This is a genomic window from Rheinheimera hassiensis, from assembly GCF_022436675.1.
In the GTDB taxonomy this organism is placed as follows: Bacteria; Pseudomonadota; Gammaproteobacteria; order Enterobacterales; family Alteromonadaceae; genus Alishewanella; species Alishewanella hassiensis.
The window spans coordinates 188,899-203,186 of the sequence record NZ_JAKUJZ010000004.1 but is presented as its reverse complement, the minus strand read 5'-3'; the positions used below and the strand labels follow the sequence as shown (position 1 = coordinate 203,186).

General features: G+C 49.4%; 13 protein-coding genes. 5 read left to right on the top strand and 8 right to left on the bottom strand.

The genetic code is table 11. The features are described from left to right. Positions 1-8: 8 nt before the first annotated feature. A complete protein-coding gene (locus MJX74_RS09675) occupies positions 9-830 on the bottom strand; it encodes a helix-turn-helix domain-containing protein (protein ID WP_240222662.1) in 822 nt (273 codons plus the stop codon). A gap of 261 nt (positions 831-1,091) precedes the next feature. Here MJX74_RS09675 and ggt point away from each other — a divergent pair, with 261 nt between their 5' ends. Further along, on the top strand, positions 1,092-2,831 hold the full coding sequence (gene ggt / locus MJX74_RS09670; protein WP_240222661.1) for a gamma-glutamyltransferase: 1,740 nt from the start codon (positions 1,092-1,094) through the stop codon (positions 2,829-2,831). Between the two features lie 224 nt (positions 2,832-3,055). Here ggt and MJX74_RS09665 read toward each other — a convergent pair whose 3' ends face one another. Both MJX74_RS09665 and MJX74_RS09660 read right to left on the bottom strand, forming a co-directional pair. Then, positions 3,056-3,424, bottom strand: coding sequence for a VOC family protein (locus tag MJX74_RS09665; RefSeq protein ID WP_240222660.1), 369 nt, complete (start codon positions 3,422-3,424; stop codon positions 3,056-3,058). Positions 3,425-3,462: 38 nt separating this feature from the next. After that, positions 3,463-4,047: an RNA polymerase sigma factor gene (locus MJX74_RS09660; protein ID WP_240222659.1), complete on the bottom strand. Its 585-nt coding sequence runs from the start codon at positions 4,045-4,047 to the stop codon at positions 3,463-3,465. A gap of 354 nt (positions 4,048-4,401) precedes the next feature. Here MJX74_RS09660 and MJX74_RS09655 point away from each other — a divergent pair, with 354 nt between their 5' ends. From MJX74_RS09655 to MJX74_RS09640, 4 genes are all read left to right on the top strand, one after another. Then, entirely contained in the window at positions 4,402-4,785 is a 384-nt protein-coding gene (locus MJX74_RS09655; RefSeq protein ID WP_240222658.1) for a hypothetical protein, read from the top strand. A gap of 171 nt (positions 4,786-4,956) precedes the next feature. Beyond that, positions 4,957-5,220, top strand: a complete 264-nt coding sequence (locus MJX74_RS09650) for a type II toxin-antitoxin system ParD family antitoxin (RefSeq protein WP_240222657.1) — start codon at positions 4,957-4,959, stop codon at positions 5,218-5,220. Beyond that, positions 5,201-5,503 (top strand): type II toxin-antitoxin system RelE/ParE family toxin, encoded by a 303-nt coding sequence (locus MJX74_RS09645; RefSeq protein WP_240222656.1) that lies wholly within the window; start codon positions 5,201-5,203, stop codon positions 5,501-5,503. Before MJX74_RS09650 ends, MJX74_RS09645 begins: the two co-directional genes overlap by 20 nt. 174 nt (positions 5,504-5,677) lie before the next feature. Next, positions 5,678-6,451, top strand: coding sequence for a hypothetical protein (locus tag MJX74_RS09640; RefSeq protein ID WP_240222655.1), 774 nt, complete (start codon positions 5,678-5,680; stop codon positions 6,449-6,451). A 96-nt stretch (positions 6,452-6,547) separates the two neighbouring features. Here the strand turns inward: MJX74_RS09640 and MJX74_RS09635 are convergent, their stop codons facing one another. The 5 genes from MJX74_RS09635 to xylB form a co-directional block, all read right to left on the bottom strand. Further along, positions 6,548-7,798 carry a sensor histidine kinase gene (locus MJX74_RS09635; RefSeq protein ID WP_240222654.1) on the bottom strand — a complete coding sequence of 417 codons (1,251 nt, stop codon included), beginning with the start codon at positions 7,796-7,798 and terminating at the stop codon, positions 6,548-6,550. Further along, positions 7,798-8,520, bottom strand: a complete 723-nt coding sequence (locus tag MJX74_RS09630) for a response regulator transcription factor (protein ID WP_240222653.1) — start codon at positions 8,518-8,520, stop codon at positions 7,798-7,800. Before MJX74_RS09630 ends, MJX74_RS09635 begins: the two co-directional genes overlap by 1 nt. A gap of 47 nt (positions 8,521-8,567) precedes the next feature. Next, on the bottom strand, positions 8,568-10,952 hold the full coding sequence (locus tag MJX74_RS09625; protein ID WP_240222652.1) for a TonB-dependent receptor: 2,385 nt from the start codon (positions 10,950-10,952) through the stop codon (positions 8,568-8,570). Positions 10,953-11,247: 295 nt separating this feature from the next. Beyond that, on the bottom strand, positions 11,248-12,567 hold the full coding sequence (xylA, locus tag MJX74_RS09620) for a xylose isomerase (RefSeq protein ID WP_068230991.1): 1,320 nt from the start codon (positions 12,565-12,567) through the stop codon (positions 11,248-11,250). A 254-nt stretch (positions 12,568-12,821) separates the two neighbouring features. Further along, positions 12,822-14,276 carry a xylulokinase gene (gene xylB, locus MJX74_RS09615; protein ID WP_240222926.1) on the bottom strand — a complete coding sequence of 485 codons (1,455 nt, stop codon included), beginning with the start codon at positions 14,274-14,276 and terminating at the stop codon, positions 12,822-12,824. Between the last annotated feature and the right edge of the window lie 12 nt (positions 14,277-14,288).

Here is a 14,288-nt window from a genome sequence, read left to right as displayed (position 1 = left end):
GTCGAATTTCATTGATTTAGTTTTGCCCACACTTTCGGCGTTGTACCAAAGCACTTTTTAAAATGTCGTGTCAGATGGCTTTGATCAGCAAAGCCACTGTTAAAGGCGACTTGCACCAGTGGCAAGCCATGCTCAATTAAGGCTTTTGCTTTTTGTAATCGCTTTAGTATTACGTAACGGTAAGGCGTTGTGCCATAGAGGGATCTAAAATCGCGAGCTACTTGCCACTTACTATATTGTGAAATAGCAGCCAGTTCATCCAGAGTGATGTCGATTGGCATAGAGGAAGCGACGGTTATTACATCGTCAATGTATTCACGTACTTGTTTCATAGCAAAGTAGTTTGCCTGAGTATGTTTAATACTGTTAGATGTGGCCCGCTGTAAACAGCTGGCAAAAGCATAAATGAGGTCCTCCTGCTCCAATGTCTCCAACGGGCGATTAAATTCTGCTAACAGCCGCGTGGCGATTCGGATAAAGTGGGGATCTCTCGTCACGCCACCTTGCAAAAAAGGCAAACTCGCGCCTTGCAAAACATTTTGCACGTCGACAGGGTTAATGGTTATCGCCCGATAAGCAAATGGGCTGTCGGTTCCAGCCTGGCCATCGTGGGTCTCGTCAGGGTGCAATATCACCACCTCACCGGGAAGGGAGTGGCGTAGTTCACCACGATAATTAAAGCTTTGCACACCAAGAGTTGTTAAAGCTAAGGTGTAAGTGTCATGGCTATGTGGCGCATAAGCCAGCCCGCTAAAACACGCTTCGATTCGTTCCGTCTCGCCAACAGCTCTTTTTACCCAACTCTTCACCAAACTGTGGTTTTTACCCATCCTTGCGATACTCCTGAATTTACCCACTTCAAGCCAGGCCCAAGCTTTTTCAATACTTTATCTGACTTTGTGCATGCAATCGCAATATCGTTCAATAATGCACTGGCTGGCCGGGCTACTATAGCCCGGAACATTCATTGGGTTGGATATCGTGACTAAAAATAATATTAATTTCACGAAATCGTCTTCGGCTTATTGCGCCGACAAGCAATAAACATTAGAAATTTGACTGTGGTTAAACGTAGAGGCAGATAAAATAATATGCACGGGATCAAACGGTTTTTACTGTGGACGCTGGCGATAATCATGCTGGTGGCGATATCTGCCATAGTGGCTGGTCTTTCATTTCGGGCGGGGCTTGGCTCGCCAGTCGAGCAGTTCCGGGAAAAGGCCGTGTATGCGCCCAATGGCGTAGTAGCAACAAGTCAACCCTTAGCCAGTCAGGCTGGTTTAACGGTGCTAAAAAATGGCGGCAATGCGATTGATGCAGCAATCACTGCAGCGGCGGTACTTAGTGTGGTCGAACCCTATATGACCGGCATTGGCGGTGATATGTTTGCTATGGTGTGGCTGGAGCAAGAGCAGCGGCTGGTTGGCATCAATGGTAGCGGTCATGCAGGCGCTTTGATGACGTTCGATAAAATGAAAGATCGCCGGCGGGTGCCGGATGGTGGCCCGCAATCTATTACACTGCCAGGCGCACTATCAGGCTGGGCGAAACTGTTAGAGGCGCATGGCACACTTACTTTGGCGCAAGCACTGGCCCCGGCTATTGAATTGGCGGAACAAGGTTTTCCGGTATCGGAAGCCACAGCGATTGAATGGGGGCTATTTGAAAGCAATATCAATTGGGACCCGGGTTCCCGTGCTACCTTTTTAATTGACCAGACCCGAACACCAAAGGCAGGTGAATGGTTTTATAACCCGGATTATGCCAACACGCTAAAGCTTATAGCAAAGCACGGCCCACAGGTGCTGTACGGCGGTGAACTGGGAGAAAAAATTGCAGCAAGAGTGCAGGATTTGGGTGGGTTTTTAACGCAAAGCGATTTTGCGAACTATAGTGCGACGTGGGCAGAGCCGATGTCGGTTTCGTTCAAAGAGTATCGCTTGTGGGAATTACCACCCAATGGCCAAGGTATTGCGGCTTTAGAAATGCTAAAGATATTAGAGCCTTATGATTTAGCCGCCATGCAGCACAATTCGGCTGATTATCTGCATCATTTAATTGAAGCGAAAAAATTAGCCTATGCTGACCTGGAGCACTTTGTCGGCGATCCTGCTTTTATGCAGATAAAACCAGAGCAATTATTGTCAGATCAGGTGATAAGCAAGCGGCGCACACTCATCAATGCCAGCAAAGCGATGGCGCACGCGGATCCTGAACCTTCGCTAACAACCAGCGATACCACCTATTTAAGCGTAGCGGATAAAGATGGCAACATGGTGTCTTTTATTAACAGCTTAGCGGGACCTTTCGGCTCAGGCATTGTAGTGCCAGGCACCGGGTTTGCACTGCAAAACCGCGGGGTAGGACTATCAACACAACCAAACAGAGCAAATACAGTGGCACCTGGCAGACGCCCATTTCATACCATCATTCCGGGTTTTGTCACCAAGGCAGATGCCCTAGGTAAGCAACAACCCTGGTTAAGTTACGGCATTGTCGGCGGTCCGCAACAGCCGCAAGCACATGTCCAAGTGCTGCTTAACATGGTGCTGTTTGATATGAATGTACAACAAGCCATTGATGCGCCGCGGTTTCGGCACTGGGAAGACAATAACGTCAGTTTTGAACAAGCAATCCCGCAAAGCACCGTCGATAAGCTGTATTTGATGGGGCATGCACCACAAAATCCCATTATGGCAACAGCACAAGGTTTTTTTCATGGCAATAACACAGGCTTAGTATTCGGTGGTGGTCAGGCTGTGATGAAATTAGACAAAGGCTATGTTGCGGGCTCTGATTCCAGACGAGACGGCGTAGCAGCAGCTCATTAAGCAATGATTACGTTTAACACTGAATTAAAACGATGGCGTGGGGCGTTTCGACATTACAAGCGTGAGTTGCACATTAATTGTTTAGACATCAAAACAAATCGGGGCAGATAAAAATTAAATGGCCGGAAAATATCAGGTTTAATTTTATCTGACCTGAATAATTACAATACAATGTGCACAACAACTTAAGTGGCAGCCGTGTTAGGCACGGCTGCCACCAGCATTTATTCAGCGCTTTCCTGATAAACCGATAAAATATAACAGTCTGGATCAAGGAAATCGGCTGACAGCCCACCCGGTGCATGGCTAACAGGCGTGACGATAGTTACCCCGGCTTCGGCCAGATTACTGACCACCTGCTCAATGTCTTCAGCCAGCTCAAACACAATAATCGGTGAAGATCCGATTTTCACTTCACCTTTAAAAAAGACTAAATCAACGTTTCCGGGAATAGAAGCATGCAACCAAGGCTCGCCCTTGTCGTCGGCGTCCATCCGCTGAACCTCAAACCCCATAGTGTCGCGGTAAAAAGCTTCTGTACGCTCAATGTCAGACACATAATAAACGATGGCACCTATGCGCAATGTTTTCATTTGTTTTTTTCCTATGTATAAAGGCGAACTGCCAGACACTAAGTTGCCGCCAGATTGCTTTTTGTGAGGTGTGAAATAATAAATAAATGCCCATCCGGGTCATGGCTGCCCAGTTTCCCTTTCTGCACCAGCAGAGGCAACAGTCGCTGGCGGATCTGCCCATACGCCAAAGGTAACTTCAGCATACAAAACTCGTGCGGATTATGCTGCCGGTACTGCAGTTGCTTTCGTATCGCGCTAAGCCGTTGCCTTAACGCCACATCAGATAATCCAAGAAGGTAACAGATCTCCTGCCGGTTATGCCCGGCCATAATTAAACGCGCTACCAACCGCTGCCCTGCGGGAAGAAGCTGTAACCAAAGGGTATCTGGCGGGATCGGTTGTGCCGCTTGCTGTGGCATCAACTGATAATAGCCGGTATCGCGCTGGCGGCTACGTACAGCACTGCGGGCCCGCTCCAGTGCCAAGTGGCGAATAACCCCCCGCAGCCAGCGCAAGTTAGCCGCTAAACTCAGATTTATTCGTCCTTGCCTGACAGCTTCAAGCAGCGCATCCTGCAGTAAGTCTTCAGCTTCATGCTGCGCCCGACTGCAATAAATTGCATAACGCTGTAGTTTTTTCATCAACTGCAACGGGCCGACCTGTGTATTTCTTGCTCTCGTATTTAGCGTCAAAACTCAATCAACCCGCAGAAAATAATACAGAAGTATCAGTATTTATTAGCCATCACACCATGATTACGGCTTTTCCAGGCAGTTATGGTGCTTGCTTATTAAGCTATATGGAGCCCTGACTTCCCGCAAGCAAAAAGTACGGCAAGCAGGACCACTCTCTGTGCGTCTTGCCTGTAAATTAATTGTTCCCTAAAAAAACAAATTCCATTAGCATCAGTTGTACCAAAATGTGAAGGTCGATGTCTTTACCCTTTTAACCTGTTAACAAGTTCAGTCATTGCCGCTGCGTTTTAGGAGTTTTAGTTGAACCTTGGTGAATGGGATAGTGCCGTACTAAAAAGCGCAATGTATGTTGGTTTAGGTATAGCCTTTTCAGCATTGTTTACAGACTACTTCCATGCTGCAGTTAATGATTTTTTTGATTTAATCGTTTTTTTATTTTTATATATTAGTTTTTATCTACTCCTATCTGTCATCGGCTGGTTGGTTATCGGGTTTCCTGTACATTGGTTAGCTAGCAAGTATACAAATGGCTCATACCTTTACTATATGGTTTTGCCGCTTATATTTGTCATATTTTGCTTACTAAAAAGCTACTCACTATTTTTCGGTCTGGCTGCATTATTACAGGCAATAGTGTTCAGATTTTACGTCTACCCAAAACATAAAAAACCAAAGCAGCAGTGAGGTCGTCATTTTCCCTAACATATATCGGGAATCTCCCCTTTCAATGTACCGTACATCTGGCAAAGCGACGATGACCTATCGATCAATTATCAGGTGAAAAGGCTTAAGCAGCTGGTTACAGCATACGCTATACTGCACCAGTAGTATGATTATTGGTGAGGAATATGAATTATGGCTGTTGTCCGAAAAACGATTACCTTAACTGAGCAGCAAGGCGACTGGGTAAAAACGCGCATTGCGACAGGCGATTTCACCAACGATAGTGAATATTTCCGTGATTTAATCCGCCGTGATCAAGCCCGAGCTGCTCAACTTGAAGCAGTACGCGCAGCGTTGATTGAAGGTGAACAAAGCGGCATAAGCCCCCGTTCTGCTGATGATATTTTGCAGGCCGCAAGAGCAAGGCTTAAAGCTGATGGCACAATACCGGCTTAGTCATAGCGCAGATCAGGATTTTTTCGACATCTATATCTATGGAGCGCAGACTTTCGGGGTTAAGCAAGCTGAAGCCTATACTGCGGGTATGCAACTACGTTTTCAGGAAATTGCTGATACGCCCCATTTATATCAGGCTGTCGATAGCATCAGACCGGGGTATCGCCGCAGCGTGTTCGGCGTCCATGCAATTTATTACCGCCAAGACAGTGAAGATGTATTGATCGTTCGTATTTTACGAGCGCAGAATCTACCCACAGCGCTTGCGGAAGATATTAGCTAGCGCAACCTTGTCCCCAACCGCAAAGTCTTGCCTGTAAATTAATTGTTCCCTAAAAAAACAAATTCCATTAGCATCAGTTGTACCAAAATGTGACGGTCGATGTCTTTACTCTTTTAACCTGTTAACAAGTTCAGTCATTGCCGCTGCGTTTTAGGAATATAAGGTTTATATAAAATGAAAAAGATATGTGTATTACTTTTTTTATTCATCGGGGGGGTCGCTCAAGCGGAAGACATTAGTCAATATAAGTTTTATACAACAGACGCAGCCAGGGATGATCAGCAAGCGAAATATGCCGCCTATATCAGAAATGGCGATGCTTGTATCCAGATTAAAAATCTAACAACTAACAAAGATGTGCGCTTTTGTCAGATGACCAAAAACATTAATTTGGCTGACGATCCTGAGGTCTACCCTTATGGAATGTATTTTGCGGATCACCAATTAAACTTCTTTGTTGAAGCTTATTGGACTCCTCAAGTTTGTGTTATTGGACTGACATTAATGAACCTTAGCTGTGACTTAAAAAACGGACCTGAAGACTTAGAAGAATCTAAAGCTGAAGTTCAAAAGATTTTGAAAGAATTTGAAGTGGTGAGACCACCATCGGTTGAGCATGTAGAATTTCGAAGCATCAAAGGAATACGAGGTCAATTCCGTCTTATTCTTAATAATTCAACCATAAATCCATGTTTTACCATAGAGCATTACACTGACTCCTATTTATATGTTGACGCTTCTCCTGCAACAATAAAACATATTTGTAGCGTTAGATTAAAAGCCGGCAAGGAAGACTACATCCTACCTCTTTTAGGACAAGAAGTTGAAAACTTTACCTGGCAAAATAACAGCTTAGCATTTGAAAAGCCTTCACTGGGAGGCAAAAAGGCTCAATGTCAGTTTCCATTACCATTTACCGAGCAGTCAGAAGCGGTATGTGTAAGGTAAAGGTTATGATTTATGATCAGTGTCATTGATTTCTAATAGCGGCATGTTAATAGCAGAATTATCAATGACACTGAACCTATCGTTCGAAAAGCATCTTCACCACGAAAGACGGGCGACTACGCGCTTTTCATCAGCGCACAACGAAAACGACCAGCCATTGCGCTCACACAGCCTTTGCACTATGCCCAGCCCCAAACCATAGCCGTGAGACGACGCCTCGGTTGGTGAGTGCCGCTCATCAGTGTTACTGCTCAGCTGATTGGTGACTAACAGTTCGTGTTCTTCAATACGAATTGTGACCGGCCCCTGCCCTGCGAGCGTGTGCTCGAACGCATTTCGTACCAGATTATTGACCGCAATAGCAAAAGCCTGTGGATGGCCGCAGACGCTGGGGTTGGCGAGTTGGGCGATTTCAACCTCGACCAACTTGCGGCTTAGCAGGTGGCGCTGCAGTTCTATCGCGTTGCTTACCAGCGGCATAACTAAAAACTGCTCGCCATACAAGCCGTCGTCGGTTTCGCGGGCGAGGCACAAGAACATTTCAATGGTGGTTTTCATATCAAGCGTGGCACGCCGCACCCGATCCAGCGCCTTTACATCGGTCGCTGAAAGCTCGCTTTGTTCCAACAGCTCAAGCGCGCCTGTGATTACCGTGATTGGCGTGCGCAGCTCATGGCTGGCTGAACTGGTAAAGTAGCGCTCTCTGGCAACAAAGGCGCTGATACGCTCAAGCGTCTTTTCAATGGTGCCGGCAAGTACACCGACCTCATCATCACCAAACCGGCTGGATGCTATGCGTTTATAATCATCTGTCGACAGGTGTTCTATGTCGATGTCGGCCACCGCTTTGGCCAGTTGCGCCACAGGGGCGACAGCTCTGCGCATCACCAGCACACCCAGCCCGAAACCCAGCACACCGAGCGTACCGACAACACCGGTGATAACCAGCAGCAACCACCAATCCTCTGACGATGCAGCCTCAATCCCGGCAACATCGAATACTACAAAAGCATGTTGCCTTTCATTGCCGGTAGCTGGCTTTTGTTTTTCAGTAGATAGCACCGCGACATGTAACTCTTCGGCTTCGAATTCGTACAATCCCTCAGCGGGATTGGTCTGCGCCCACTGCCGCAGTGATTCCGGCAAGCTGGCAACCGTATCGTAGCTGCGCAGGTTCTCCGGCATAACAGGATAGCTTTTGGCAGCAACCTGCAGCTGTTGCGTCAGCACACGATCTTCGCTGAGCCTGATCGCACCGAAGAAGGCAAACCCCCAGGCGATGCTGAGTACGGCAACGCAGATCGCAAATGCAATGGCGACACGCTTGCGTAAACTGTGGCGGTACATCACTCTGCACCCTCTGCGTCCTTTGCATCCTCTGCAATGCGGTAGCCGATGCGATGCACCGTATGAATCAGCGGGCTATCAAACGGCCTGTCGATAGCCTGGCGCAATTTGTACATATGCGAGCGAAGCGCATCACCATCGGGGCGCTCGTCAGCCCACAACAAGGTTTCAAGATCATCGCGCGCCACAACAGACGGCGCCTGCTCCATCAAGCGTTGCAATAGTTTCATGCAAGCCGGGTTGAGATCGACGCGCCTTCCTGCGCGATGCACCTGCAACGTGGACCGGTTCATCGTCAAATCAGCTACAGTTAACAGGTTGTCGGTTTTGCCGTGACTACGTTTGTACAGTGCCTGCAACCTTGCATGCAGCTCCTGTAATGCGAATGGCTTGACAAGATAGTCGTCGGCTCCCGCCGCAAACCCCTTCAGTTTATCGTCAAGCGTGTCTCTCGCCGTTAGCATAAGCACCGGCGTTTCTAATTTGGCATCAATGCGCAGCTTTTGGCAGAAACTCAGGCCATCCATGCCCGGCAGTTTCAGGTCCAGTACAATAACGTCGAACGGATTCGTCAACGCCAGGTACATCGCGCTGATACCGTCATAGGCAAAATCCATCACATAGCTATGCTTCTCAAGATAGGCAGCGATGTTCTCGCAGATGTCGTGGTTGTCTTCGACAATCAGCACCCTAACCGGCGCCGCACCAAGCGCGTGAACCATATGCTGCTCCCTCTTACCAGTTTTTACCAGGCCTGTTGCCAAGCCCCTTACCAAGCGTAGTCCAGTCGTAGGCCAATCAGCGGCTCTGCTTCGCTATCGTCTTGCACCAGAACGCCGCGGCGGTAGTCAAACTCGGTGTCATCGCTCGACGACGCAGCCGTTACGTTGATGACATCAAGAAAAGCCGTTACATCTATCGGGCCAAATGCGCGCCGATAGTCAACCCGAACATTCAACAAGCCGGAACTGTCTTTGCGACCGACATTACGCTCAGTGATCTGTTTTGAGTAGCGTAGCGGTTGTCCTGGCCCCAATACGTCTGAGTGAATAATAAAGTTGTCTTCTGGCCGGCCGGAAAGATATTTGTAACGCGCCGCGACCTTCCAGCGGTTGCTGATTTCCCAGGTCAGGCCCAGCGTTGCGACATGCTTGCGATTGAATTCAGCGGCTACATCACCACGGCCGTCTTTGCGGTCGACCACGGCATCGTTGTAAGAATAGGTTGCGCTGGCGTAAAGGCCTTCGAAGAGTGTACCGTTAACCACAATATCGACGCCATACGAGCTGCCATCACCAATATTAGCAAAGGTACCGCTTACCCGATCAAGGTCTACCACCAGATCGTCGAGGCTTTGATAATACGCCTCGGTTAACACCGACCAATTGCTGTGGGGGAAATATTTTAAACCGACGCTGGTATGGGTTATTTTTTCGGTTTTAAGCTTGTTCGACTCGTTAGCGGCAAGTTCTAAATACCGTGGTGACTGATGAAACAGCCCAGCGCTGGCAAAATATCTCACTTTTTTACCCGGCTGCCAGTTGACGCTGAACCTGGGCGCCGCGACGCTTTCGTCGGCAAAACCATCGCGTTCAAGCCGTAAGCCAGTGCCAAAATCCCAATCACCGAATTGAAAAACCTGTTCTGCGTAGCCAGCATAGCTGGTTTCTTTCTGACGTATTGACGAATTAACGTTCTGCGGAGTCAGCACAATAAAACGCCGCTGTGGGTCTGGTCTGAAATCATCGTCGTCGTAAACAAAGCGGATCCAATCGCCGTCTAACACAGTGTTGTAGTCCAGTTCAATTTGCGTTACCCGAACACCGGCACTGAACAGACCCCATTGATTCACTGCCTCAAAATCGCTGCGCCAGCCGATCTCCGTTTCAGCTTCACCGATGGTAATAATGTTCTCCCGCAGCGGAAAATCAGACGCGGGCGAGCCCTCTGGTGCCAAATCAGGAAAGGCTTCGCCCTCAGAGCTTAACTTGTCGCTGTTGCGGTAGTAAAGCTTGTTGGTCCAGACCGCTGTTTCACCAATTAATGAGCGCAATGTCATACCGTACAAATCACTATCCTGTTCAGAATATTGCAGCGCAGCATCTTCGAAATTGGGCGATTCGAAAACGTGCGTCACATCGCGGCTATAGTCCTCGTGTGTATCCATCAGTAAAATTTCAAAGGTGTGGTTCTGGTTGATAGGTATAACCGACTTTACGATGATATCTCTTAACACCGGCTCGCCAATGTCCAGCTCTTCAATAGTTTCAAACAAAGCGCCGAAATCCAGGCGCCGGGCAGAAACCAGCATAGTGGCGTCATCGGTGATACCAGCTGGGCCGTCGTAACCCACTTCATAACCGGCAAGGTCGAGGCGCAAACTTGCGGAAGGGCTTGGATTGCCATCGGCAACGTCCAGTTTGAGTAGCGAGGCAGCACGGCCACCATAAGCCGCCCCCCACCCGCCCGGTGAGAACTCTGCTGCGCTGATAACGTTCGGGGCGAAAATCGAGAAACGCCCACCACCACCGACATCTTCCTCTTCACCCAGGGTCGCATCAAAGTGCACCGATTTATCAAACGGAAAGTCATCAACGAATATCAAATTATCTCTCGGGCCACGGCCGCGTACGCTAAAACTGGCGAATTCACTGGCCGATGCCAGGCCAGGCAGTCCGTCCAGAGACAGCAGCGGATCGGCACCACCACCGACAGCGCTTCGAAGCGCTTCTCTGTCAAGATAGGTGCTGGAACCTGATGCAAATGTATCAGCTTGCTGCGCTCTAACCTCCACTACCTCAATGGGTTGCTGTTTAAGTTCAAATGCTATCCTGATATTTTTGCGCGTAACCACGCGTACGCTTGGCTCATACACTGAAGTGAACCCGCTTTTAGCCAGGTTCACCGAGTAAAGACCGGGGTCGAGCTGCGAAGCATTGACACGACCTTGTGCGTCGGTTGCTAAAGTTTGCGTGATATTGGTTTCCCGTGCCGTAATCGTGATCTGCACGCCTGAGACTGGCCGCGCAGTAATTTGATCGTTAACAATAAAGGTCAGCGCACCGGGCGCCTCTGCTGCGTGGCTAAAAAGTGGCAAGCCAAACAGCAGCGCCCACAGCGTCAACCATGATACTTGTCTCAAATGCCGGCTCATATTGCTATCCCTCCAGCAGTTAACCACGACACCTGTCTTAATTGCTTGCTCATATGCTTTCCTCCAACAGTCCGCTGTATTTTTTGATGGAACGCTGCAAAGTTAGCAAAGCCATTGTGACTAAAATGTCGCTGAGACGTGAAAGCTTCATCAGAGAGCGGATGCCTGCAGCCGCGTCAATTGGTGGGAAATACCGGCACCTCGACATCTAACCCGGCGAGAACATATTTCGGTAGTAATGTATAAGCAAAAAAAAGCCCGGCAAGCCGGGCAATAACAACGGGGTAGCACAAATCTAGCGGTACAGCACCAAATTAACCTGATTCTCTAACCTTTCCTGTTGGCCGCTTACGGCTTGCGGGTCTAACTGTTCACGCGCGACCATGTCGGCCAATGATTGCAAGCTGTGCTCACCGCCCTGAATAGCTTTACCCAGCGTATTACTCCAGCCGGCGTAACGTTTGGCTACAGCGGCGCTGAGGAAGTCTTTTTCCAGCAAGGTTGCGGCGCGTTTTAATGCCATGGCCAGATGGTCCATGCCGCCGATATGGCCATAAAACAGATCGTAACGATCCAGGCTTTGGCGGCGCAGCTTGGCGTCAAAATTAAAGCCACCAGTAGACAAACCGCCCGATTTTAAAATTTCGTACATCACCAGGCTGAGTTCTTCCACGTTGATCGGAAACTGATCGGTATCCCAGCCGTTTTGCGCATCACCGCGGTTGGCATCGATACTGCCAAAAATGCCCAGCGAAATAGCGGTAGCCACTTCATGGTGGAAAGAATGGCCGGCCAGGGTGGCATGGTTGGCTTCGATATTGACTCTGAACTCTTTTTCCAGGCCATACTGCTTTAAAAAGCCGTACACTGTTGCGGAATCATAATCGTACTGGTGTTTAGTTGGCTCTTGCGGTTTAGGCTCGATCAGTAAGGTGCCTTTAAAACCAATTTTATGCTTATGCTCTACCACCATTTGCATAAAACGGCCCAGCTGGGCGCGCTCCTGGCGCAGATCTGTGTTAAGCAGGGTTTCGTAGCCTTCACGGCCGCCCCACAGTACATAGTTATCACCGCCCAAACGTTTGGTGGCGTTCATGGCGTGAAATACCTGCGTCGCGCCGTAACTGAATACTTCAGGATCGGGGTTAGACGCAGCACCGGCGGCATAGCGCGGGTTGCTGAATAAATTTGCGGTACCCCACAATAGCTTAACGCCGGTTTCGGCTTGCTTTTGCTCCAGCACATCTACCATGGCGGCAAAATTATTAACGTACTCTTTAATACTGTTGCCTTCGGGCGCTACGTCAATGTCGTGAAAACAATAATACGGAATGCCTAACTTTTGGAAAAACTCAAAGGCGACGTCGGCTTTGTGTTTTGCTTGTTGCATAGCATCACCGGCTGCCAGCCAGGGACGGTTGAATGTGGGCTGGCCAAACACATCCTGGCCGTTCCAGCAGAAGTTATGCCAGTAACAGGCCGCCATACGCAGGTGTTCTGCCATGGTTTTACCGAGGATTTTTTCACTGGCGTTGTAATGTTTAAATGCGAGGGGATTGGTGCTATCTGCACCTTCATAGGCGATTTTATCTACTTGATCGAAATACTGAGCCACGCTGCTCTCCTTGGTTTTGCATATTTATTGCCTGGCTAATGTTGGGCAATGATGCGGCTTATCACAATTATGTTTTTTCAAAGCCATCTTGTGCTTTTCAACATAATTGCCGTCGTCATTGCAGCCGTAGCGTTGTTGGCTGCGTGTCTTCGCCCCAATCACATAGTTTACTATGCTCATGGGGCTCATCCACTTGCCGCCTGGCTACAACAGCAATGACTTAGGCAATATTGCTTTGGCCCAGAGGCTGTAGCTTAAAAATGTCCGGCCAGGCTCTGGTATAGTGCTTTGAATTTGTTGTAGCGCGGCAATAGCGCTGCATGGCGCTGGCTGTCGGGCAGATGCCGGCTTACCAGTTCAGGTTGCGGGCAAATATCAGCCACTGCGGTGTCCGGCTCCATTGCCAGCCGTGCCAACCTGGCTGCGCCCAGGGCAGGCCCCACTTCACCGCTTTGGCGAAAGCTAAGTGGCAGGTTTAATATGTCAGCCAGTAGCTGGCGCCAATAGACACTGCGGGCGCCACCGCCAATAAGGTTAATATCTGTCGGCTGCAGGCCGCTGGCATGCACGGCATCGGCGCCCTGCGCCAATGCAAAGCTCACGCCCTCTAATACCGAGTAGGTGAGCGCTTTGCGGTCTGTACTGTGGCTTAAACCAAACCAGACGCCTTTAGCATTGGGGTTATTATGCGGGGTACGCTCACCAGACAGATAAGGTAAAAACAGTGGTAGTTCAGTAATATCACTGCTGCCCTGCTCCAGCTCAGCTAACAACTCTGCCACAGGGGCATGCGCCACCTGCTCGGCATACCACTGCAAACAACTGGCCGCACTTAAGGTTACCGACATTAAATGCCAGCTATTGGGCAATGCATGGCAAAAACTGTGTACCGCCGACTGCGGATTCGCCATAAAACCATCGCTGACCGCGAAATACACACCGGAGGTGCCAAGCGATAACATTGCCTGGCCGGCACTGACAATACCGGCACCAACAGCACCGGCGGCGTTATCACCACCACCGGCAACCAGTGGCACCTCGGCCATGCCCCAGCGCTGCGCCAGTTCAGGCCGTAAAGTACCAGTGATCTGGTTGCCTTCATACAATTGCGGCATTTGGCCCTGCTGCAAACCACAGGCTTGCAGCAGGGCGTCGCTCCAGTCGCGCTTGGCCATATCCAGCCATAAAGTACCGGCCGAATCTGACATATCAGAGGCAAAATCACCGCTTAAGCAAAAGCGCAGGTAATCTTTTGGCAATAACACTTTTGCGACACGGGCGAAGTGCTCTGGCTCATTTTGATGCAGCCATAACAATTTTGGTGCAGTAAAACCGGGCATGGCCAGATTACCGGTAAGCTGTTGCAATTGCGGCACCTGTTGCTCCAGCTGCTGGCACTGGGCAAAAGCGCGGCCATCGTTCCACAGTATCGCCGGGCGGATCACTTGGTTGCTGCTATCCAGCATGGTGGCACCATGCATTTGCCCCGCCAGCCCGATGGCTTTTACCCCGGCTAACGACTGGCGCTGGCTTAGTTGTGCCATGCATTGCTGCAGGCCTGCCCACCAGTGTTGTGGATCTTGCTCTGACCATAACGGATAAGGCCGGCTTACTGAAAGCTCGCTACTACTGCTATCAATAACGCTGCCGGTGCTGCTAAGTAAAATAACCTTTATCCCGGATGTGCCTAAGTCTATGCCTATATACATTTGCAATAATTA

What these genes read in the sequence shown, in the direction of transcription:
- MJX74_RS09675 (WP_240222662.1), bottom strand. Translation starts at nt 830, where the DNA reads ATGGGTAAAAACCACAGTTTGGTGAAGAGTTGGGTAAAAAGAGCTGTT.
- MJX74_RS09625 (WP_240222652.1), bottom strand. Translation starts at nt 10,952, where the DNA reads ATGAGCCGGCATTTGAGACAAGTATCATGGTTGACGCTGTGGGCGCTG.
- MJX74_RS09645 (WP_240222656.1), top strand. Translation starts at nt 5,201, where the DNA reads ATGGCACAATACCGGCTTAGTCATAGCGCAGATCAGGATTTTTTCGAC.
- xylB (WP_240222926.1), bottom strand. Translation starts at nt 14,276, where the DNA reads ATGTATATAGGCATAGACTTAGGCACATCCGGGATAAAGGTTATTTTA.
- MJX74_RS09640 (WP_240222655.1), top strand. Translation starts at nt 5,678, where the DNA reads ATGAAAAAGATATGTGTATTACTTTTTTTATTCATCGGGGGGGTCGCT.
- MJX74_RS09665 (WP_240222660.1), bottom strand. Translation starts at nt 3,424, where the DNA reads ATGAAAACATTGCGCATAGGTGCCATCGTTTATTATGTGTCTGACATT.
- MJX74_RS09630 (WP_240222653.1), bottom strand. Translation starts at nt 8,520, where the DNA reads ATGGTTCACGCGCTTGGTGCGGCGCCGGTTAGGGTGCTGATTGTCGAA.
- MJX74_RS09635 (WP_240222654.1), bottom strand. Translation starts at nt 7,798, where the DNA reads ATGTACCGCCACAGTTTACGCAAGCGTGTCGCCATTGCATTTGCGATC.
- ggt (WP_240222661.1), top strand. Translation starts at nt 1,092, where the DNA reads ATGCACGGGATCAAACGGTTTTTACTGTGGACGCTGGCGATAATCATG.
- MJX74_RS09650 (WP_240222657.1), top strand. Translation starts at nt 4,957, where the DNA reads ATGGCTGTTGTCCGAAAAACGATTACCTTAACTGAGCAGCAAGGCGAC.
- MJX74_RS09660 (WP_240222659.1), bottom strand. Translation starts at nt 4,047, where the DNA reads ATGAAAAAACTACAGCGTTATGCAATTTATTGCAGTCGGGCGCAGCAT.